Here is a 19,495-nt window from a genome sequence, read left to right as displayed (position 1 = left end):
ATTTTTATGATGAAATTTTTTCGCTCTTTATTTTCTAATGTTCAATTTATTAATTTTTTCATCGCTTCTTTGGTAGTCGTGTTACTTTTTGGCTGGATTCATTTATCTAGTGATTCGGTAGATGATGAGGTGGTGACGAATGGTGATGCTGAAGTAGAAATTGTTATGGAAGAAATGCCCACTGATGAAACTCAACCTATGGAAAATATCATTTCTCCTCCTCCTTCTGATGATGGGGATAATTCGCCCGAGTCTGAATCGCAGGATTTTAGTATTACTCCAGATTTACCGCCCCCTTTACCATCGTCAACTCCTCAATCACCCTCTGAAAATATGACTAATTCTTTGTTATCGGTGGCAAGTTTTGGGCATTTTCCCTATGCGGAAACTCCCCCAGAGCGATTGGTAAATATGGGTAAATATTATCACCGTACAGAATATTTGGATCAAGAAGGGGCGATCGCATTTAATGCCATGAAGGAGGGGGCTAAGGCTGAAGGGGTAGATTTAGTATTGATTTCAGGCTTTCGCTCAGTGGCTTATCAAACGACCCTTTTTTATAATCAGGTGAGTAAAAGAGGTTCAGCGGAAGCCGCCGCAAAACTGAGCGCGCCCCCTGCTTATAGTGAACATCACACAGGATATGCCGTGGATATAGGGGATGGTAAACAACCAAATTTTGATTTTAAACCAGAGTTTGAGTCTAGCAATGCTGGACAATGGTTATTTAGAAATGCTCATCGTTATGGTTTTGAGATGTCTTTTCCTCGTAATAATCGTCAGGGGGTTAGTTATGAGCCTTGGCACTGGCGTTTTGTGGCTTCACCCCGTGCTAATGAAATTTTTAATCTGGCTCGTCAACTTGCCCAAAATTAGTTTTTTTATTAATACTAATAATCTTTTAATAGTGTTATTTTAAAAGCAAAAAAAGGGTATCCTTATAGTAGTGTGAAAATATTTTTTTTACCCTAATTTAAACATAAAAAAGGTTAAGGGCGCTCACGAAGTGGCAGCCTACGGCTGATTATGAAATAGCACTGTGCGATCGCCTTTATACCCCAAAATTTAAAATATACCCTCAATCGAGCAAATGTTATGGCAGAAATAATTAACGGTCGCTACGAGATAATCAACACCCTTGGCAAAGGAGGTTTTGGAGAAACATTTATCGCCAAAGATACCCAGATGCCCTCAGCCAAATTAGTAGTTATCAAAAAACTAAAACCCCTCGATAGTCAAAATACCAACCTCGAATTGGTTCAAAACCTATTCGCCAAAGAAGCCCAAGTATTAGAACAACTAGGGCAAAATTGCACCCAAATCCCCACCCTCTACGCCTACCTCATCGAAGACGGGGAATTTTACCTAATTCAAGAACATATCGAAGGAGAAAGCCTTGCGGACATAGGCATCATTAACTTTGCTCGGTGTGAAGCCATTCTCTCATCCCTGCTCAATACCCTCAAATATATCCATAGTCAAAATATTATCCACCGTGACATTAAACCCGAAAACATCATCATTCGCAAAAGCGACGGTTTACCAGTATTAATCGACTTTGGAGCAGTAAAAGAAACCATGGGCGCCATGACAAGGAGTAACGGCTCAACGGTAAGCTCTGTGGTGGTGGGTACAAGGGGCTTTATGGCACCCGAACAAAGCGCAGGAAGAACCCTATTTAGTAGTGATTTGTATGCCCTAGGGTTAACCATGATTTATGGACTCACAGGCAAATATCCCATTGAATTTGCCAACAATCCCCTTACGGGAGAACTAGATTGGGATAGCTCATTACCCAACATTCCAGCGCCCCTTAAAACCACCTTACAAAAAGCCATCAAAATGGAAGTGGGGCAAAGATACAGCACCGCCCAAGATATGTATTTAGCCCTCCATCAAAGCCAACCTAGTTCTATTTTAGAAAATCCAAATAAGCATCCCATCGAATTACATACTATCAGTAATGATCCCACCATAGCGGTTTTTCCTTCAGGACAAAACTATAGTCAAGGTAACCCTCCGCAGCCTGTTAGTGGTGCAAACTATAGTCAAGGTTATTATCAACCCTCTAATCAAGGAAATAGTAATAACAACAATATTATCGTTATTTTGTTAACCGCTATTCTTGTGGCTCTTGGTGTTTCTGGTGGCTTTTTTGCCATGGAACAAATGAGAGAAAATCAAGCTAAATTAGACCGCATTGAGCAAGAAAAAGCGGAAACAGAACAAAAACTAATTGAGGAACAGAAAAGAAGAGAGGATGAGGAAGTGAGACGATTGGATTCAGAAAGATTAGCCTCCGAAGCTAACGATGCTAGGCTAAGGGCAGAAGAGGATAAGAGAAGGGCTGAACAAGAAGCCAGAAACAGAGTTATCCCAGTAAATAATCAACCTACCTCAATAAATAATCCTGATGTCAACACTGTAGATATTTCTGAAGCTACCGTTTATATTCATTATCAGTCAAATGAGTCTAGCGCTCGTTCTTTACAAGATTATCTATTTTCGAGGGGAGTAAACATTGCAGATGATATAGATCAAATAAACGGCATAAGAGAAAATGACATACGTTACTCAAACTCTTCCGCTCTACCTTTAGCAAGGGCTGTAAAAAATGAAATAGAATCATTTTATAGAAGTAGAGGTATTAATAAAAATCTCGAAATGATTGATTTATCAGCAAGAGGTTTTCAAACTCCCAGTAATCAAATGGAAATATGGATTAATGAGTAAGTAAACTACCGTAAAATGATTGAATCAACTAAATAAAGGCATAATGAATAGTCTTTTAATTAACCGTTATGAAGTGATTGACACCCTCGGCAAAGGAGGATTTGGAGAAACATTTCTCGCCAAAGATACCCAGATGCCCTCGAAGAAATTTGTTGTTATCAAAAAATTGAAACCGCTACATGATCAAACTGATAACCTCGATTTTTTACAAAAATTATTTCAAAAAGAAGCCCAAGTATTAGAACAGCTAGGGCAACATTGCACCCAAATCCCCACCCTCTACGCCTCTTTTATAGAAGATGGTCAGTTTTACCTAATTCAAGAACATATCGAAGGAGAAAGCCTTGCAGATATAGGTATCATTAACTTTGCTCGGTGTGAAGCCATTCTCTCATCCCTGCTCAATACCCTCAAATATATCCATAGTCAAAATATTAGACTTGTTGCGAATTAAATATCTGCGTATCTGAAACCCTTGTTAAATTAGGACTGAATCTTTCAAAAAACCTATTTCGCAACAACTCTATTATCCACCGTGACATTAAACCCGAAAATATCATCATCCGTAAAAGGGACGGTTTACCAGTATTAATCGACTTTGAGGCAGTCAAAGAAACCATGGGCGCCATGACAAGGAGTAACGGCTCAACGGTAAGCTCTGTGGTGATTGGTACAAGGGGCTTTATGGCACCCGAGCAAAGTGCAGGAAGAACCCTATTTAGTAGTGATTTGTATGCCCTTGGGTTAACTATGATTTATGGACTCACAGGAAAATATCCCATGGAATTTACAAATAACCCCGCCACAGGGGAACTAGATTGGGATAGCTCATTACCAAACATTCCAGCGCACCTTAAAACTGTATTACAAAAAGCCATCAAAATGGAAGTAGGGCAAAGATACAGCACCGCCCAAGATATGTATTTAGCCCTCCATCAAAGCCAAAGTCAAACCAATACCCAAGATACTGTTTTAGTTGCCCCCGCCAATAATACAGGGGGGATGAATTCTTCTAGTTACAATCCCACTGTGGTAGTATCTCCTTCAGGACAAAATATTAGTCAAGGTTATTATCAACCCGCCAATCAAGGAAACAATAACAATATTATCGTAATTTTGTTAACCGCTATTCTTGTGGCTCTTGGTGTTTCTGGGGGCTTTTTTGCTATGGAACAAATGAGACAAAATCAAGCTAAATTAGACGGCATTGAGCAAGAAAAAGCAGAAGAAGAACAAAAACTAATTGAAGAACAAAACAGTCAAGGGGAAAATATAGAGTTTGATTCTCCCGATCCCCCTATTAATAATAACCCCCCTATTGATAATATTAATAATCAACTGATCCGAGTTATAGTTATGACAAATAATCCTGCTGACGAAATTATAATTAAACAACTTTATCCTGATGCTTTTCGTTCCAACTATCAAGGACAGATGGTCTGGCAAGTAGGAGTATTTCGTATTCGTCAGAATGCAATACAAGCAGAACAAACTTTGATTAATGTTGGTTTTAATCCGATTCTGATACCTCAAAATTAAAAGTAACAGAGTTGCTTATTATATATATTGTTTGGGTTTACTTTTATTATTCATCTAATACGCACCATTACTTTTGGTAAAAAACATGACGACAATAGTTTTAAGAATAATCCAAACATCAAAGAAAAAACTATTATTAATGACATAATAAACATCCATTAATACTCTACGGTGGTAGGGAATATCATTTCTGCCTGATACCTGCCATAATCCAGTGATACCTGGTTTGATGGTCAACACCTTATCAATTTTGTTGCCATACATATAAAGCTCATCAGGCACAAGGGGGCGAGGCCCTACGATACTCATGTCACCCTTTAAGACATTCCAAAATTGGGGAAATTCATCCAAACTACTAGCCCTTAAAAATCTACCAATCCAAGTGATACGAGGGTCTTTTTTAAGTTTAAAATTATGTTCAAATTCCGCTCTTTTTTCGGGACATTCTGCTAAAATCTGATCTAAAATTCGGTCAGCATTTTTGACCATTGTTCTAAATTTTATACATTTAAAAGTTTTAAAGTTTTTTCCTACCCTTTCTTGATAATAAAAAATAGGTCCGGGAGAGCTAATTAAAATCAGTAGGGCGATGGTAAAGTACAGGGGAAAACAAACGATTAACACCGTAGCGGAAAAAATAATATCAAATGTTCTTTTATAACGATAGCTGTCCGAAATGTTTTGCCTTGCGATCGCACTGGGATTTGCTACGCGAGACGAACGTTTGCGAGACACAAATTGGGTATTGATGGTCATTGTTACTCCTCTAGTCACACCTGATTAGTTATCATCGAGAATAAAATGCTTTATATCCCGATAATTGAGGGAAAATAGTTAATTTATTAAGTTGATTTTATTATTACTCAAAATTGTTATCAATGAATGGTTTATTTTGAACTAAATCGATTTAAACATTGATCCACAAATCCTTGATAAGAGTCTTGGAATATTTTGAGACTAAATTTTTGAGCGTTGATAAGACAATTTTCCGCTCTGAAGTGGGGCGCTAAATTTTCAAAGGTGTTGACGGCATCTATTAATGAATCTACGGTTTGAGATGGAAAAAATACCCCTGTACCTGTGTCGGGGTTGGTTTCCATGTCAATGACGGTTTCTAATGCACCTCCTCCTTTATAAGCTATTACGGGAGTGCCACAGGCCTGAGCTTCGACGATCGCAATGCCAAAATCTTCACAAGCACCGTATATAAACGCTTTAGCGGATGATAAATATTTTTTGAGAGTTATATCATCCACCGACCCTAAAAGGGTAATATTGGGCTTGGCAATGGCTTCTATGGACTTAAATTCTGGTCCATCCCCAATAACTACGAGGGGTTTTCCCAATTTGTTAAAGGCTTCCACAATGAGGGAAACCTTTTTATAACTGACTAAACGAGATACTATTACATAAAAATCGGATTTTTGAGCCTCAAAGGGAAATTCATCTACTTGGACGGGGGGATAAATCACCTCGGCTTCCCGACGATAACAACGCCATATCCTTCGGGCTGTGTGGTGGGAGTTGGCGATAAAATAATCGACTCGGTTAGCAGAAATTACATCCCATTGCCTGAGTTGGTGCAAGATATAACGGGCAAAAAATCCTTTTAGGGCTGAAGTGCGATCAAGATAATCAAAGGTTAAATCCCACGCGTAACGCATGGGAGTATGACAATAACATATATGCAGTTGATCTGGTCTGGTGATAATGCCTTTTGCCACGGCATGGGAAGAGGACAGCACCAAGTCATATTCCGTCAGATTAAGTTGCTCAATGGCGATGGGTAGTAAGGGTAAATACTTTTGTACTCCGTTTTTGCTGAGGGGAAAATGTTGGAGAAAAGAAGTACCTATTTTTCGTCCATAAAGATAACTTTGGGGGTTGGAAGACTCGAAATCGATCAAAGCATATAGTTGAGCGTCTATTAGCTCTAAAATCTCTTTGACCACTAGCTCAGAGCCTCCCGTTGCCTTGGGGGTTAACCATTCATGGACTAACGCTGTTTTCATGAAAACTTAAAATTCATCATTATCGGAATTGTAGCTTTCATTATCTCGTTTCGAGCCTAATAAATCAAGGCGATCTACTTTGATTACAGGTTTTGAACGATTTACTCCTGTGTTGCGATCGCTCCAGGTATCAATTTTGAGGGATCCTTGAATACCAATTAAACTACCTTTTTTCGTATAGTTAGCGGCGATTTCAGCGGTTTTTCCCCAAATTTCTAACTCAAACCAGTCTGGGCCTTCATCTCTTTTGCTACGACGATTTACCGCTAGGGTAAGACGACATTTGACACTTCCAGAATCAAAGTAACGAATTTCTGGATCTGCGCCCGTACGACCTACTAAATTAACCATGTTTAGACTCATGTTTTTGCCTATGCTCTGATACTGTACTAATATCTTACTATAATTTTCCCTCGGTTAATTATAATTTTCGTCGGGGGACAAATTATCCCCATGGGCAGCCTCAAAGGCAAGGCGATCGCACCTTTCATTTTCTTTATTCCCTGCATGACCTTTTACCCAAATAAATTCTATGTCATGCTGCCGACACAGAGCCAATAAATCTGCCCATAAATCGGGGTTTTTTGCCTTTTCTTTGGCATTACGTTTCCAGCCGTTTTTTTCCCACTTCTGCGCCCATCCTTTTGTGATGGCATTTACCACATATTGGGAGTCGGTATATAATTTTACCTGACACCTTTTTTTTAATGTGCGCAAACCTACGATCGCCGCAAACATTTCCATACGGTTATTAGTGGTTAAACTAAATCCCCCCGACAACTCCTTGCGATGGTCACCATACAACAATACTACCCCGTAACCCCCTGCCCCTGGGTTGTGCAGACAAGAGCCATCAGTATAAATTTCTACCTGTTGTAATTCCTGTTTACTCATGGCTATTCCCCTTAAATACTCTATTTATCTGGCTATTCATAAAATCCGTGATTGCTTTTTCATAATTAGAGGCGATCGCCAATAAAATCCCCCCAAAAATATACCACGGCAAAGGAGCAATAAAATTTTTTACCCACAACCCAAACTGAGCCAAAACAAACAACAGAACAAATAAAACTAACCAAGCTTTCATTATCAATTAACTCCTCACAACTGCCCACAACGTACCATGATACTAGCTAAAATTGAGAAAAAATCACTTTATAAATAACAACAAAAAATATACCCACCTAAATTAATTTTTGGTCAACACTCATAATTAAAAAATCACAATCAATTCAATGAATAATAAATTAGTTGAATCATTAGTACAAGTTATAGAATCATTGCCCTACGATGACTATGCACTTTTTCAAGAGCAATTAAGCATAAGGAGTATTCAGAAAACAAAAGGAGTATGCGGACAACAAGCAAGAATTAGAAATACTCGTATTACCGTATGGACAATAACATCTCTTATTCAACAAGGAGCCGATGACATTGAAATCTTAGAGAATTATCCCAGTTTGACTCCATTTGATTTAATCGCTGTCAAAGACTATTACAAGCAAAATAAACAAGAAATTGATACAGTAATTGCTCAATATGATAAACAAGATGAATTAGAAATATTTTCAGGAGATTGAATCGTGAGATTTTATGCTAACGAAAACCTACCCTCATCAATGGTTAATGATTTGAGAGAATTAAACCATGATGTTTTAACCTCTTATGAGGCAGGAAATGCAAATCAGGGAATACCTGACGACCTAGTATTGACTTACGCAAGTGCCAATCAACGAATTGTTATTACCATGAATCGTGATGACTTTATCAATCTTCACCACAGCACAATGAATCATAAGGGTATCATAATCTGTAAGGCGAATCGTAACTATAGACAACAAGTTTTAGTTATCCATGAATTCATAACAAAAAAACAAGACAGTTGGGAAAATAAACTAATTCGTGTCTTAATGCACAATCAGCCAAAATCAGCAAAACCAATTTTTATTCTTCGAGAATATACAAAATAAAAAATCTTCCCTCTCCACAGAGGAGAAAGAAGAAAAACTGAGTATCATTTTTTAATAAATTTACAAAAAAATTAAGTTTCCGACGCGGACTGCTGATTGAGTAAAGGAGAAAAATATGCCACCAAAGCACCCAAAACAAAACCTATTACATTACGGAATAAAGGTAACCATTCATTGGTACGAGTTACCACAGGCCCCATCCCAAAAGCAATAAATAGAATTCCCCACAAAGGAGAAATAATTAACACCCACTGCCAAGCAAAAACCTGCCCCTCCTTACGAGGTAAAGCAGCCAAACCAAAAATAACTCCCCCCACCACAGAAGTAATCAAAGTTAAAATCCATTGCTCTTGAGGTAAACCAGGCACCACCAAACAACCCCCATCCTTCAAACAAGTTTCTACAGTGTCCATGGCTGTAACAATAGAATTATTCTCCCCATTTTCCCTGACATAATACATATTACCGAAGCGAGTTTGTAACTCAATCCAAAAAGTACGAGGCAACAAAGGGTAAACATCATCTCCTACACTAAAAGCAAGTAAATTTCCACCCCTGCCGTCAGCTACCAATAGAATACTCTGCTCATCCAAATTCCAAAACTTAATTACCGCTCTTCCAGGAGATTGATCATACTGAGTCAATATTCTTAACTTCCATCCCGTCTCCTGTTCAAATTTGTCAAACTCTTCAATCAAATTTTGTTCCTGCAAATCTGGCAAATAATTCGCCAAATCTAGTACGGGGGTAACTTCACTGGGTAACAATTGTGGATTGTTTACCGCTTGGGCCGGTTGAGGAGTAAATAACCATGTTGTTAACGTTAGGAGACAAATGGTTAGGGATAAAAAGATTTTAGTAAGAAGACGACTGTGCATAGTTTCTAACGAAAGATTACTTTTTGATAAGGGTTTTTAAGGTTTGTTACAAATATTAACCTTTATTCTAACTTACCTTTGGAATGGAAACACAGAATCAGGAAAAAAAACAACACACCAATAGATTTAAAATACTTTTTCTCATTTTGTAAGCCATCAAAAAGGCTCATTTTCAGGTAAACTTCATAAAGTCCATTTCAATCTACCAATCTTGGAAAAAAAAGCAAAATCGATTTATTGGCAACTAACCCCTTATGTTCGCCCTCAGCTAAAAACTATTGTGGGAGCATTCCTCTGCACCATTGGATTTACTATTTTCTGGCCTATATTGGCTTGGTTAGCAGGAGAAATGGCAGAATATGTTGGGCAGGGTGATTTAGCTTCTATTGTTTCCTTGGCAGGGTTTGCGGCCATAATATTTTTCATTCGCGGCATCGTACAATACGGGCAAGATACCCTTATGGCAAAGGCTGCGTTATACATTGCCCTCGATGTACGCAAATTGGTTTATGGACATTTACAAAAATTAAGTCTTAGTTATTTTGAGTCTGCAAAAACTGGGGATTTATCCTATCGTTTGACGGAAGATGTGGACAAAATAGGAGAGGTAATTAATAAAATATTTCAGCAATTTCTACCTAGTATTTTGCAATTAATTGCGGTTTTAGGGTACATGATTTATGTCAATTGGCAGTTAACTATTTCTACTTTAATTATCGCTCCTTTGATGGCTGTATTAATTGGAGCTTTTGGTTCAAGGTTGTTGGATTTGACTAGAAAAAGCCAAAATCGTATCTCTAATTTATCAGCATTGATTACGGAGGTTTTTGGTGGTATTAGATTAGTACAGGCTTTTGCGGCGGAAGAATATGAAATAAATCGCTTTGGCATTGAAGCGGAAAATAATAGAAGAAGTAAGTTTGCGGCGGAAAGAATTAAAGCTCTGCAATTTGTGGTGGTGGGTTTTCTTGAGGCTATGAGTGTTATTTTGTTATTCTTCCTTGGAGGTTGGCAAATTTCTCAGGGTAATATGACGGGTACTGATTTTGTTAGCTACATTGCGGCGGTGGCTTTGTTAATTGATCCTATTTCTATTACTACTAATAATTATAATGAGTTTAAGCAGGGGGAGGCTTCGGTAGAGCGGGTTTTTGAGTTGTTAAGTTTACAACCTTTGGTAGTAGAAAAAGCAGAGCCTATTATTCTCGAAAAAGCTACAGGTTTGGTAGAATATCGTAATGTTAGTTTTGCTTATAATGAAGAGAAATATGTTTTAAATAATATTGATTTATCGGTCAAAAAAGGGGAAACGATCGCCCTTGTGGGTACTTCTGGAGCGGGAAAAAGTACCATGGTGAACCTGTTACCTCGTTTCTATGATGTAACCGCAGGAGAGATTTTAATTGATGGTATTAATATCAAAGATTTAACCATTAAAAGCCTGAGAAAACAGATCGGAATTGTACCTCAAGAAACTAATTTATTTTCAGGAACTATTGCGGATAATATTGCTTTTGGTCAAACAGATTTTGATATTCAATTAGTAGAAAGAGCGGCTATAATTGCCAATGCAGATCATTTTGTGAAGGATTTAACCCAAGGTTACTATAGTTATGTAGGGGAAAGGGGTGTTAGTTTATCAGGTGGACAAAGACAGCGAATTGCGATCGCACGGGCGATGTTTTTAGATCCCCCCATTCTCATCTTAGATGAAGCCACTTCCGCCCTCGACTCAGAGTCCGAAGCCCTTGTACAAGAAGCCCTCGAAAGGATTATGCAAGAGCGCACCGTATTCGTCATTGCCCACCGTCTAGCCACCGTCAGAAGGGCTGACCGCATCTTGGTATTAGATAAAGGTAAAATTATAGAATCAGGTAATCATGAGCAATTATTAGAACAAAATGGACGTTATGCCCGTTTTCACGCTCAGCAGTTTTATGATAATTAACGATTTAAACCTCCATTGCCCTATAGTTAAGCCATAGACACAAGGGCTAACTGTTGCATCTTCTTAAAAATATTGAGAAAACCATTGGCACGGGAAGGAGTCAAACTAGCTTGTAAACCAGTTTCCTCGATAAAATCAGGTTCAATGGTAACAATTTCTTGGGGAGTTAAACCATTCAAAGAATCAATTAAAAAAGCCACTAATCCTTTTACCAATTGAGCATCGGAATCTCCCTGATAAAAAATTTGACCATCTTCTATATTTGAAATAATATAAACTTGGGATACACAACCAGAAACCTTATTTTCTGAAGTTTTAGCAGTTTCGGGTAATGTTTCTAACTTTTTGGCATACCATAGCAACTGCTCATATTTTTGCTTAGGATTTTCCCTACGTTTAAATTTCTGAACAATCTTATCTAATTTTTCAGGTCTTGTGGTGGAATTAGAAGTCATTTTATCGAATTGTAAATATGGAGAACATTTAACTGTACTTTCTAGTCTAGGATAGAAAACGGGAAAAAAAAGGCGGACTTAAAATGAATCACACAATTTTTCTATTTATCTCTAGGTGTAAGAAAGGTAATTTTGTTACTTTACAGGCTGTTTCAATTTTACTCTTTTTAGGTTCTTTTATCGCTCCTCTTGCTATGGCACAGGGTTTGAGTAGGGAAATTAATGGCAATATGGGGGGAAGTGTAAATAGTGGCGATTGTGGTTATATTGGTGCTAGTCCCCACCATGTTATCAACCTCAGTGAACAAAATTATTCCCTCCATCTTCGGGTTGAAGCTAGTCAAGGGCAACCTACCTTATTAATTATAGGACCAAATAGGGGCGATCGCACTTGTATCTTAGGAGATGCAGGGGCTGGAAAATTACCACAAATGGGTGGAGTCTGGGCGCCAGGGCAATACTCTATCTATGTAGGAGAGACAAGGGGAAACCAGCATCCTTTCACCCTCAAGGTTGTTAATCGATAAAAAAATAATTATTAATTTGTGGTGGGAGAATATTGTATTTGTTTGATAGTGTTAAGGTTATTTGTTGTGATCGAGTTTATCCCTATTTTCATAAATTTTTCAGCTATTTTTTTATTATCAACAGTCCATAAATGATATTCATATCCTCTGGCAATAAACTGATAAATATAATTTTTATTAAGAAATTGAGATACAGATGTACTGATACCATCTGCATCAATATCATCTAGTTTTTTTAATAATTTATGGGCTGATAAACTTGAGAGTTTAATGCTATTAAAAGTTTTTAGACTTAATAATAATAATGTTTTTAACTCTGGCATTTGCTGTTTTACATTTTTCAAAGTCTTACTATTAAAAGAGATAATTACCAACTGATTTAAATTGATTCTATTATTTTTTAGAATACGCAATAAATAGGGGACAATCTCAGGATCTGATTTTATTTCTAAAAACAGCTTTGTCTCTGAAGGTAATATTGCTAAAACTTCCTCTAGGGTAGGAATTTTTTCATTTTTAAAAGCAGAATTAAACCAATATCCGACATCTAATTTTTGTAATTCTGCCAAGGTAGAATCCTTAACAATTAACTTTTTATTAGCAACTCTAGCCGTGTGTGAGTCATGAATACAAACAATGTGCTTATCTTTGGTTAAGTGAAAATCTCCTTCTATGCCATCAGCCCCTTGGGCTATAGCCAATCGAAAAGCTGCAAGGGTGTTTTCAGGGCTTTCTTTTGGTAAACCTCGATGTGCTATTATCATTGGCTGTATTGCCATTATTCCTCCTCGTCAATAAAGTTGTGTAAGTTGTTAGTCATAAATAGAGCAAAAAAACTCTCATCTCCCTATGGGTATATAATTTTGGAGATATTTGCTTATAATTTTACAACCCATATTATCAATGGGAAATATTTTATGAGAAATCGTGGTAATATAACTATTTTTTTATTTCACTCAATCGAAAAATTTATTTAGAAATAATAATCTTAATAATTTTCAAGAAAATTTAAGATACAACAACAAAAATCAAAGGTCAAATATATGAATTAAAAAAATAAGAATTAAGTTACAAATTTTCAAACAAAAGATTTAATTCTACACAAAAGGTAGATTTATTTTTTACCTTATTGATATTGAAAAGATTAGTTACTTCTTGAGAGACTAAATGGATTTTATTATGATCGTGAGATATATTTAAATAAAGTTTAAAGTAGCTCAATATATTTACGAATAAGACTAATGGCAACGGCGGGAAGTTCGAGATGGGGAGTTAATCCTACTTCTTCGATGACTTGAAAATATTTAATGGCATTGGGATTCATTTGCGCAAGGCGTTTGCCTATTTCGGGACTAGTAAATTGAGATTCTCTACCCCAGACTATGGCAGTGGGGATGGTTAGTTGCTCGATATGTTTGGATAAGTCAAAACATAAGTCTCCTCTGACAAAGGATAGGGCCGCATATTCGCCGTTGGGTTGGGAAGCACTTTTGAGATAGGAGGCGACTAATTCGGGGAAAATTCGTTGAGGATTGGCAAATTGTCTTTTTTCTAAAAAACTTTTAATGCCTGATTCACTGGCAACGCCGACATTGTAAAAGAATTTATCTACTATGGGGGTACTGATTATTTGAGCAAATAGGCTTTTGGTGTAGTTTTCTTCAAAGTCTGATAATCCTGCGGGGGTGAAGAGAATTAGTTGTTTGAAAAGGTGGGGCTGTGCGATCGCCACTTGGACGAGAAAGGCAGCGGTAAGGGAGGAAGCAATGACGGTGGTAGGCTCTTGACATACCTGTTCTAAAAATTCTGTAATGGTAGTGAGGTAATCTTCTATGGTGTATTCTTTCTCAGGGTGGGCAGATTTTCCCCAACCAATTAAATCAGGGGCAATGATGCGATATTCTCCTGCAAAAGCAGGATAAACCTGTGACCACTCGTAAGCGGATGAACCTCCGCCAAAACCATGTAAAAACACTAAATTAGGTTTTTTTTCTTCTGATGAGGAAGATTGACCTAAATTTTGTACTGATTGCCAAAAAAAACTGTCGGAGGAGTAATAAACCATATCTCCCAAGCTAGTATTAGCTATATTTTCGATGAATCCAAGAGATTTAAACATAAAAGAAACTAGAAATATTTTTGCGTTTTGATATTGATTATTATGTTAGTCTAATTCCCACTATGACCATTTATTTGTCAAACTGTAATTTATCGGTTATTACTTCTTGTCGTTACTCCTTTTACCCCCTCTGTTTGGTTTGATGATTCTTGTGTATCACGATCAATTTGTGTGTCAAGATAACTGTAAAGAAATTATAAAATTAATCCTATGACACCATCGAAAATAGCTAGTTACGGTGAATGGCGATCGCCCATAACCTCAGATTTAATCGTCTCAGGGAGCATTGGCTTAAGTTCCGTTAAATTTGACCAAAAAGACGTTTATTGGCTCGAAAATCGTCCCTCAGAAGGAGGTAGAGCGGTTATAGTTCGCTATACCAATGGACAAAAAGAAGATGTCACCCCTGCCCCTTTTAACGTCCGTAGCCGAGTCCATGAGTATGGAGGGGGAGCTTTTTTGATTGATAACGGTACCATTTATTTTAGTAACTATGCAGATCAAAGGGTATATGTGCACAAAATTGGACAACAACCCCAACCTCTTACCGCCGAATCAAAAGTACGATATACCGATTTTTGTCTTGATAAAAACCGTAATCGTTTAATTTGTGTCGCTGAAGATCATAGTAACCCAGAAAAAGAGCCAGAAAATAAACTTGTCACCATCGATTTAAACACAGGGAAAGTAGAAAATTTGGTACAAGGGGCAGACTTTTACACCTCCCCTCGCCTAAGCCCTGATAAATCGCAGTTGGCTTGGCTTTGTTGGCATCATCCCTATATGCCTTGGGAAAGTACCTTTTTACATCTAGGCACCTTTGATGAGGAAGGGAAAATCAAGGATGATGAAACAGTGGCAGGAAGCGACACCGAATCCATCTGTCAACCTGAATTCAGTCCTAATGGTCTTTTATATTTTAGTAGCGATCGCACAGATTGGTGGAATTTATATCGTCGCAACCAAGATGGCAAAATCGAATCGGTATATCCCCTTAACGCAGAATTTGGTTATCCCCATTGGGTATTTGGGGAATCTGTTTACGGTTTTGCCAAGGAAGATACCATCGTTTGTACCTACACCCAAAACGGAATTTGGCATTTAGCTAGTTTAGACACTGAGAGAAAAAACCTTACTAATCTCAATATTGCCTATACCAACATTGCCTATTTACAGGTAAACGGTAGCCAAATTTTATTCACCGCTGGTTCTCCTAGTCAGCCCACCGCCGTGGTTTTGGGAGATACCGTCACCCAAGAAACTGACATATTACAACAGGCTAGTAACCTTGACTTAGACGTAGGTTATCTTACTCAACCCGAACAAATCGAATTTCCTACCAGTAACGGTAACACCGCTTACGCTTGGTATTATCCCCCCCAAAATAAAGATTATCAAGCCCCAGAAGGGGAATTACCTCCTTTGTTGGTAAAAAGCCACGGCGGCCCCACTGCCATGACTACCGCTAGTTATAATCTGCGTATTCAATACTGGACAAGTCGAGGTTTTGCCTTTGTGGATGTAAATTATGGTGGTAGTACGGGATATGGCCGTGATTATCGCCAAAGGTTAGCTAAAAACTGGGGCATCGTTGATGTGGAGGATTGTATTAATGTTGCTAAATATTTGGTAGAAGCCAAAAAAGTTAATCAAGAAAAATTAGCAATTTCGGGGGGTAGTGCAGGGGGTTATACTACTTTAGCCGCTCTTACTTTCCATGATGTATTTAAGGCAGGGGCGAGTTATTATGGCATCGGAGATTTAGAAGTATTAGCCACCGACACCCATAAGTTTGAATCCCGTTATCTTGATAACCTCATTGGTAAATATCCCGAAGAAAAAGAAGTTTATAAAGTGCGATCGCCCTTATATCATATAGAAAAGCTATCCTGCCCCGTCGCCTTCTTCCAAGGATTAGAAGATAAAGTAGTACCTCCCAACCAAGCAGAGATGATGGTTAACGCCCTCACACAAAAAGGAATTACCACCACCTACGTTACCTTTGCCGATGAAGGACACGGTTTTCGGAAAGCAGAAAATATCAAAAAAGCCCTCGATGGAGAGTTCAACTTTTACGCAAAAATTTTCGGATTTTCTTGCCAAAATTAAAACCCTTCAGTTATAATGTAACTACCTAACACTTAAACCACACCTAATAGCCAGAGCGAAACCCCTTTGCTCTGGCTCCCCTTTTTGTATAAAAGAGTTGGGTGTGAAATTGTTCGATTAGGGGAATGGGGAATAGGCAATAGTTTTTTTGATTTCGACGCTTTAGTTTAGTATTTTTAACTTTTAACTATATTTTGATCCAAAAAACCTTCATTATCAATTCTCAATTATCCATTATCAATTACTTATGGTGTCCCTCTGCGATCGCACGACTGCAACACCACTCACTAGGTAAAGTAGAAGGCCAACCCATTTCCAAGGCTTCCTGACAAATAGTCATCACAGTCAATTGACAGTCAATTAGCTGAAAATCTTCCTTCTGACACTGTTTTAAACTGTGCTTGAGAATAGAATCGTCTTGAAATTCAATGGTTTTATTACACTGAATGCAGACAATATGATGATGGTGATGGGGATAAGGATGGTTTAACTCATAATGTTTATGACCCTCTGCCAATTCTAGCTCCCGTAACACCCTCATTTTAGTCATTAATTTAACACTACGATAAATAGTCGATAAACTAATGTTCTCCCCTTGCTCATCCAAGAGATTGTGTAACTCCTCAGCACTCAAATGATTGCCTTGGGGAAGGTTATAAAAAACATCCAAGATTTTCTCCCTTTGGGGAGTCATACGCCATCCCCTAGAGTTGAGCTTTTTTTTGATTGATGCGGTGGTGTCTAAAGCCATAAAGATTCCTGACAATTCTTTCTTTATTAATAATACTTCTCTTTGATGGCTATTTGCAACTACTTGGCTCTAATTGAGAATAAACTTCAAATATCTGTACAGATATTATTGATAATAATAGTTAATAATTAGGCTTTATCGTTTTGGTGCAATAAACATGGCATCGCCAAAGGAATAAAAACGATATTTTTCCTCGATCGCCCTTTGATATATACTAAGTAATCTTTCCCTACCAATGAGCGCCCCTACAAGCATCAACAGACTAGATTTTGGTAAATGAAAATTAGTAATTAATCCATCAATAACCTTAAATTCATAACCAGGGTAGATAAAAAGATTAGTTTTACCACGGTAGGGCATCAGGGCATTATGATGGGCAAAAGTCCCCTCCAAAGCCCTAACTACCGTAGTACCGACACTTATTACCCTCCCCCCACGGCTTTTGGTTTCCTTAATTTTATCGATGGTTTCTTGATTTACTTCTATCCACTCTTGGTGCATTTCATGGTTAAGAATATCCTCCACCTCCACAGGGCGAAATGTGCCGATACCCACATGGAGGGTGATATGGGCGATCGCCACTTGTTTCTCCGCTAACCTATTAAATACATCCTCAGTAAAATGTAGTCCTGCTGTTGGCGCTGCGATCGCCCCTTGCTTTTGGGCGTAAATAGTTTGATACTGGGATGGTAGTGCCTCCGACTGTGTCACATAGGGAGGAAAGGGAATATTACCCAACTTATCCAAAACATCCCAAAAAGAAACTCTATTACCCACCGTAAACTCTACAATTCGTCCCCCCGTAGCCTCATCCTTATCAACCACCGTTGCCTTCAAATAAGCCCCCGTAGCTTCATCCTCAAAAACAATTTCCGCCCCCATACTAAATCGTTTTCCAGGTTTCACCAAAGCCAACCAACAAAGGGGATACTTTTCCTCCACCAACAACACCTCCACCATAGCCCCCGTGGACTTTTTGCCATACAAACGAGCAGGAATTACCCTAGTGTTATTCAACACCAACAAATCCCCTGGTAAGAGTAAATCAGGCAGACTAGAAAAAATTTTATGGTCAATTCCTTCCTCTGGTTTTACCACCAACAGCCGAGACGAATCCCGAGGGATAACAGGATTCTGGGCAATTAATTCTTGGGGTAAAAAATAATCGTAACTAGATAACTTTAAATTTGGATCCATTTATTTATATTATTTGTTAATATCTGTTTGTAAGGGAACATTATCTTTTGTAGCAGATTGAACAGCATTTATGAGCGATCGCACTTCCAAAACTCCCTCAGAAGCCTCAAAAGAAAAAGGTAACTTTCCAGCCGCCAACACCTTCAAACCCACAGGGGCAAGACTCAACAATCCCCGTACATCCCGAAAATAATTACCTACCACCATCACCGCAAACTTGCGCTCATCCACCCAGCCCCCATCTTTCACCAAATCCACCAACACCTTACGATGACGAACAGGAGTACTACTTTTGCGAGACTCACGATCCAAAATCTTACCCTTTATTTTCGTAATTTGGTCTAAAGGTGCCACATCCATGGGGCATACCTCATTACACATATAACAACGAGTACAACCCCAAGCCCCCGACTCAATATTATTATATTTAGTCAACCTATCATCCCCAAAATCATCCCTCGAATCATCCACCATTCGATAGGCTTTTGCCAAAGCATGGGGGCCTACAAAACTATCATTAACCTCCTTTGCATTACACTCAGAGTAACAAGCACCACAAAGAATACAATTTCCCGTTTGTTCTAATAATTTTCTTTCTTCTGGACTTTGTAAAAACTCTTTTTCTGGAATATTTCGGGCGTTGCTACTTACGTAGGGTTCAACTTTTTCTAAATCATTCCAAAAGTTCCCCATATCAACCACTAAGTCCTTCAATACGGGCATATTTCCTAAAGGAGAAATAATTATTTCAGGATTTTTTTCTTTTTCCCCAAAAGAAATTTTACTTAATTCTTCTCCCACATTTTCTTTACAAGCTAGGGCCGAACGACCATTAATTTTCATGCCACAACTACCGCAAATTGTGTTGCGACAATTTTTGCGAAAGGCAAGGCTACCATCGATTTCCCACTTAATTCGATTTAAACATTCAAGAATAGTATTCTTGGGATTTACCTCTAGGGTATAGTCTTGAAAATGGGGCGATAAATTATTGTTTTGACGGAGAATTTTAAAAGTAACTTTCATTTTTGCCTATAATTATTAGTATCACTATTTATATTCTCCGATCTTATTTTATAACCTACAAGGGAAATGATCTTAATTTTTGTTAAAAGTTCAATAATTATCCATATTTTTTTATTTTACTTCTTTAGATAATCTAAAAGCCACAAAGAAGAATTAATAAGTATTTTAGCCTTAGCTTACCTCAAGAAAAACGGAACTTAGGCAGAGAAAATATTAATAAGTCCATAAAAA

The 19,495-nt window shown here is 37.9% G+C and carries 21 protein-coding genes; 9 read left to right on the top strand and 12 right to left on the bottom strand.

Features of this window, described 5'->3' with window-relative positions:
- Positions 1–6: 6 nt before the first annotated feature.
- The 4 genes from A5482_RS07150 (at position 7) to A5482_RS07135 (ending at position 4,272) form a co-directional block, all read left to right on the top strand.
- Complete coding sequence (locus A5482_RS07150) at positions 7–876, top strand: M15 family metallopeptidase (protein ID WP_201150034.1); 870 nt, start codon at positions 7–9, stop codon at positions 874–876.
- 219 nt (positions 877–1,095) lie between these two features.
- On the top strand, positions 1,096–2,733 hold the full coding sequence (locus A5482_RS07145; protein ID WP_069789709.1) for a protein kinase domain-containing protein: 1,638 nt from the start codon (positions 1,096–1,098) through the stop codon (positions 2,731–2,733).
- A 43-nt stretch (positions 2,734–2,776) separates the two neighbouring features.
- Positions 2,777–3,187: a serine/threonine protein kinase gene (locus A5482_RS07140; RefSeq protein ID WP_069789710.1), complete on the top strand. Its 411-nt coding sequence runs from the start codon at positions 2,777–2,779 to the stop codon at positions 3,185–3,187.
- Between the two features lie 2 nt (positions 3,188–3,189).
- Positions 3,190–4,272 (top strand): serine/threonine protein kinase, encoded by a 1,083-nt coding sequence (locus A5482_RS07135; protein ID WP_446684838.1) that lies wholly within the window; start codon positions 3,190–3,192, stop codon positions 4,270–4,272.
- A gap of 54 nt (positions 4,273–4,326) precedes the next feature.
- Here A5482_RS07135 and A5482_RS07130 read toward each other — a convergent pair whose 3' ends face one another.
- The 5 genes from A5482_RS07130 to A5482_RS07110 form a co-directional block, all read right to left on the bottom strand.
- The gene (locus A5482_RS07130; protein ID WP_069789712.1) at positions 4,327–5,028 is read right to left on the bottom strand and encodes a sugar transferase; all 702 of its coding nucleotides are present in this window, start codon (positions 5,026–5,028) and stop codon (positions 4,327–4,329) included.
- Positions 5,029–5,159: 131 nt separating this feature from the next.
- A complete protein-coding gene (locus A5482_RS07125) occupies positions 5,160–6,284 on the bottom strand; it encodes a glycosyltransferase (protein ID WP_069789713.1) in 1,125 nt (374 codons plus the stop codon).
- A 6-nt stretch (positions 6,285–6,290) separates the two neighbouring features.
- Positions 6,291–6,647 carry a single-stranded DNA-binding protein gene (locus tag A5482_RS07120; protein ID WP_069789714.1) on the bottom strand — a complete coding sequence of 119 codons (357 nt, stop codon included), beginning with the start codon at positions 6,645–6,647 and terminating at the stop codon, positions 6,291–6,293.
- Positions 6,648–6,701: 54 nt separating this feature from the next.
- Positions 6,702–7,178 (bottom strand): ribonuclease HI, encoded by a 477-nt coding sequence (rnhA, locus tag A5482_RS07115; RefSeq protein ID WP_069789715.1) that lies wholly within the window; start codon positions 7,176–7,178, stop codon positions 6,702–6,704.
- The gene (locus A5482_RS07110; RefSeq protein WP_069789716.1) at positions 7,171–7,371 is read right to left on the bottom strand and encodes a hypothetical protein; all 201 of its coding nucleotides are present in this window, start codon (positions 7,369–7,371) and stop codon (positions 7,171–7,173) included. Before A5482_RS07110 ends, rnhA begins: the two co-directional genes overlap by 8 nt.
- A 148-nt stretch (positions 7,372–7,519) precedes the next feature.
- On the opposite strand from A5482_RS07110, the gene A5482_RS07105 reads away from it, so the two are divergent.
- Both A5482_RS07105 and A5482_RS07100 read left to right on the top strand, forming a co-directional pair.
- Complete coding sequence (locus tag A5482_RS07105) at positions 7,520–7,864, top strand: DUF433 domain-containing protein (protein WP_069789717.1); 345 nt, start codon at positions 7,520–7,522, stop codon at positions 7,862–7,864.
- 3 nt (positions 7,865–7,867) lie between these two features.
- Positions 7,868–8,254 (top strand): DUF5615 family PIN-like protein, encoded by a 387-nt coding sequence (locus A5482_RS07100; RefSeq protein ID WP_242411888.1) that lies wholly within the window; start codon positions 7,868–7,870, stop codon positions 8,252–8,254.
- Between the two features lie 71 nt (positions 8,255–8,325).
- On the opposite strand, the gene A5482_RS07095 is transcribed toward A5482_RS07100, so the two are convergent.
- The gene (locus A5482_RS07095) at positions 8,326–9,132 is read right to left on the bottom strand and encodes a TPM domain-containing protein (protein ID WP_069789719.1); all 807 of its coding nucleotides are present in this window, start codon (positions 9,130–9,132) and stop codon (positions 8,326–8,328) included.
- A 211-nt stretch (positions 9,133–9,343) separates the two neighbouring features.
- Between A5482_RS07095 and A5482_RS07090 the strand changes: the two genes are divergently transcribed.
- Complete coding sequence (locus A5482_RS07090) at positions 9,344–11,080, top strand: ABC transporter ATP-binding protein (RefSeq protein WP_069789720.1); 1,737 nt, start codon at positions 9,344–9,346, stop codon at positions 11,078–11,080.
- Between the two features lie 26 nt (positions 11,081–11,106).
- Here the strand turns inward: A5482_RS07090 and A5482_RS07085 are convergent, their stop codons facing one another.
- The gene (locus tag A5482_RS07085) at positions 11,107–11,535 is read right to left on the bottom strand and encodes a SufE family protein (protein ID WP_069789721.1); all 429 of its coding nucleotides are present in this window, start codon (positions 11,533–11,535) and stop codon (positions 11,107–11,109) included.
- A gap of 83 nt (positions 11,536–11,618) precedes the next feature.
- Between A5482_RS07085 and A5482_RS07080 the strand changes: the two genes are divergently transcribed.
- Positions 11,619–12,062 carry a hypothetical protein gene (locus A5482_RS07080; RefSeq protein WP_069789722.1) on the top strand — a complete coding sequence of 148 codons (444 nt, stop codon included), beginning with the start codon at positions 11,619–11,621 and terminating at the stop codon, positions 12,060–12,062.
- Between the two features lie 11 nt (positions 12,063–12,073).
- On the opposite strand, the gene A5482_RS07075 is transcribed toward A5482_RS07080, so the two are convergent.
- Positions 12,074–12,841, bottom strand: coding sequence for a glycerophosphodiester phosphodiesterase (locus tag A5482_RS07075; RefSeq protein WP_069789723.1), 768 nt, complete (start codon positions 12,839–12,841; stop codon positions 12,074–12,076).
- A 428-nt stretch (positions 12,842–13,269) separates the two neighbouring features.
- Entirely contained in the window at positions 13,270–14,181 is a 912-nt protein-coding gene (locus A5482_RS07070; protein WP_069789724.1) for an alpha/beta fold hydrolase, read from the bottom strand.
- Between the two features lie 210 nt (positions 14,182–14,391).
- Here A5482_RS07070 and A5482_RS07065 point away from each other — a divergent pair, with 210 nt between their 5' ends.
- Positions 14,392–16,290: a S9 family peptidase gene (locus A5482_RS07065; protein WP_069789725.1), complete on the top strand. Its 1,899-nt coding sequence runs from the start codon at positions 14,392–14,394 to the stop codon at positions 16,288–16,290.
- Positions 16,291–16,531: 241 nt separating this feature from the next.
- Here A5482_RS07065 and A5482_RS07060 read toward each other — a convergent pair whose 3' ends face one another.
- The 3 genes from A5482_RS07060 to A5482_RS07050 form a co-directional block, all read right to left on the bottom strand.
- Positions 16,532–17,041 carry a transcriptional repressor gene (locus A5482_RS07060; RefSeq protein ID WP_069789726.1) on the bottom strand — a complete coding sequence of 170 codons (510 nt, stop codon included), beginning with the start codon at positions 17,039–17,041 and terminating at the stop codon, positions 16,532–16,534.
- A gap of 135 nt (positions 17,042–17,176) precedes the next feature.
- Complete coding sequence (gene queA / locus A5482_RS07055) at positions 17,177–18,238, bottom strand: tRNA preQ1(34) S-adenosylmethionine ribosyltransferase-isomerase QueA (RefSeq protein WP_069789727.1); 1,062 nt, start codon at positions 18,236–18,238, stop codon at positions 17,177–17,179.
- Between the two features lie 9 nt (positions 18,239–18,247).
- Positions 18,248–19,264: a succinate dehydrogenase/fumarate reductase iron-sulfur subunit gene (locus A5482_RS07050; protein WP_069789728.1), complete on the bottom strand. Its 1,017-nt coding sequence runs from the start codon at positions 19,262–19,264 to the stop codon at positions 18,248–18,250.
- Between the last annotated feature and the right edge of the window lie 231 nt (positions 19,265–19,495).

The organism is Cyanobacterium sp. IPPAS B-1200 (genome assembly GCF_001747005.2).
Taxonomy (GTDB): Bacteria; Cyanobacteriota; Cyanobacteriia; order Cyanobacteriales; family Cyanobacteriaceae; genus Cyanobacterium.
Note: the sequence above shows the minus strand (reverse complement) of the source record. Positions and strands in the feature narration are given on the sequence as shown.

What these genes read in the sequence shown, in the direction of transcription:
- A5482_RS07150 (WP_201150034.1), top strand. Translation starts at nt 7, where the DNA reads ATGATGAAATTTTTTCGCTCTTTATTTTCTAATGTTCAATTTATTAAT.
- A5482_RS07145 (WP_069789709.1), top strand. Translation starts at nt 1,096, where the DNA reads ATGGCAGAAATAATTAACGGTCGCTACGAGATAATCAACACCCTTGGC.
- A5482_RS07140 (WP_069789710.1), top strand. Translation starts at nt 2,777, where the DNA reads ATGAATAGTCTTTTAATTAACCGTTATGAAGTGATTGACACCCTCGGC.
- A5482_RS07130 (WP_069789712.1), bottom strand. Translation starts at nt 5,028, where the DNA reads ATGACCATCAATACCCAATTTGTGTCTCGCAAACGTTCGTCTCGCGTA.
- A5482_RS07125 (WP_069789713.1), bottom strand. Translation starts at nt 6,284, where the DNA reads ATGAAAACAGCGTTAGTCCATGAATGGTTAACCCCCAAGGCAACGGGA.
- A5482_RS07120 (WP_069789714.1), bottom strand. Translation starts at nt 6,647, where the DNA reads ATGAGTCTAAACATGGTTAATTTAGTAGGTCGTACGGGCGCAGATCCA.
- rnhA (WP_069789715.1), bottom strand. Translation starts at nt 7,178, where the DNA reads ATGAGTAAACAGGAATTACAACAGGTAGAAATTTATACTGATGGCTCT.
- A5482_RS07110 (WP_069789716.1), bottom strand. Translation starts at nt 7,371, where the DNA reads ATGAAAGCTTGGTTAGTTTTATTTGTTCTGTTGTTTGTTTTGGCTCAG.
- A5482_RS07105 (WP_069789717.1), top strand. Translation starts at nt 7,520, where the DNA reads ATGAATAATAAATTAGTTGAATCATTAGTACAAGTTATAGAATCATTG.
- A5482_RS07095 (WP_069789719.1), bottom strand. Translation starts at nt 9,132, where the DNA reads ATGCACAGTCGTCTTCTTACTAAAATCTTTTTATCCCTAACCATTTGT.
- A5482_RS07085 (WP_069789721.1), bottom strand. Translation starts at nt 11,535, where the DNA reads ATGACTTCTAATTCCACCACAAGACCTGAAAAATTAGATAAGATTGTT.
- A5482_RS07080 (WP_069789722.1), top strand. Translation starts at nt 11,619, where the DNA reads ATGAATCACACAATTTTTCTATTTATCTCTAGGTGTAAGAAAGGTAAT.
- A5482_RS07075 (WP_069789723.1), bottom strand. Translation starts at nt 12,841, where the DNA reads ATGGCAATACAGCCAATGATAATAGCACATCGAGGTTTACCAAAAGAA.
- A5482_RS07070 (WP_069789724.1), bottom strand. Translation starts at nt 14,181, where the DNA reads ATGTTTAAATCTCTTGGATTCATCGAAAATATAGCTAATACTAGCTTG.
- A5482_RS07065 (WP_069789725.1), top strand. Translation starts at nt 14,392, where the DNA reads ATGACACCATCGAAAATAGCTAGTTACGGTGAATGGCGATCGCCCATA.
- A5482_RS07060 (WP_069789726.1), bottom strand. Translation starts at nt 17,041, where the DNA reads ATGGCTTTAGACACCACCGCATCAATCAAAAAAAAGCTCAACTCTAGG.
- queA (WP_069789727.1), bottom strand. Translation starts at nt 18,238, where the DNA reads ATGGATCCAAATTTAAAGTTATCTAGTTACGATTATTTTTTACCCCAA.
- A5482_RS07050 (WP_069789728.1), bottom strand. Translation starts at nt 19,264, where the DNA reads ATGAAAGTTACTTTTAAAATTCTCCGTCAAAACAATAATTTATCGCCC.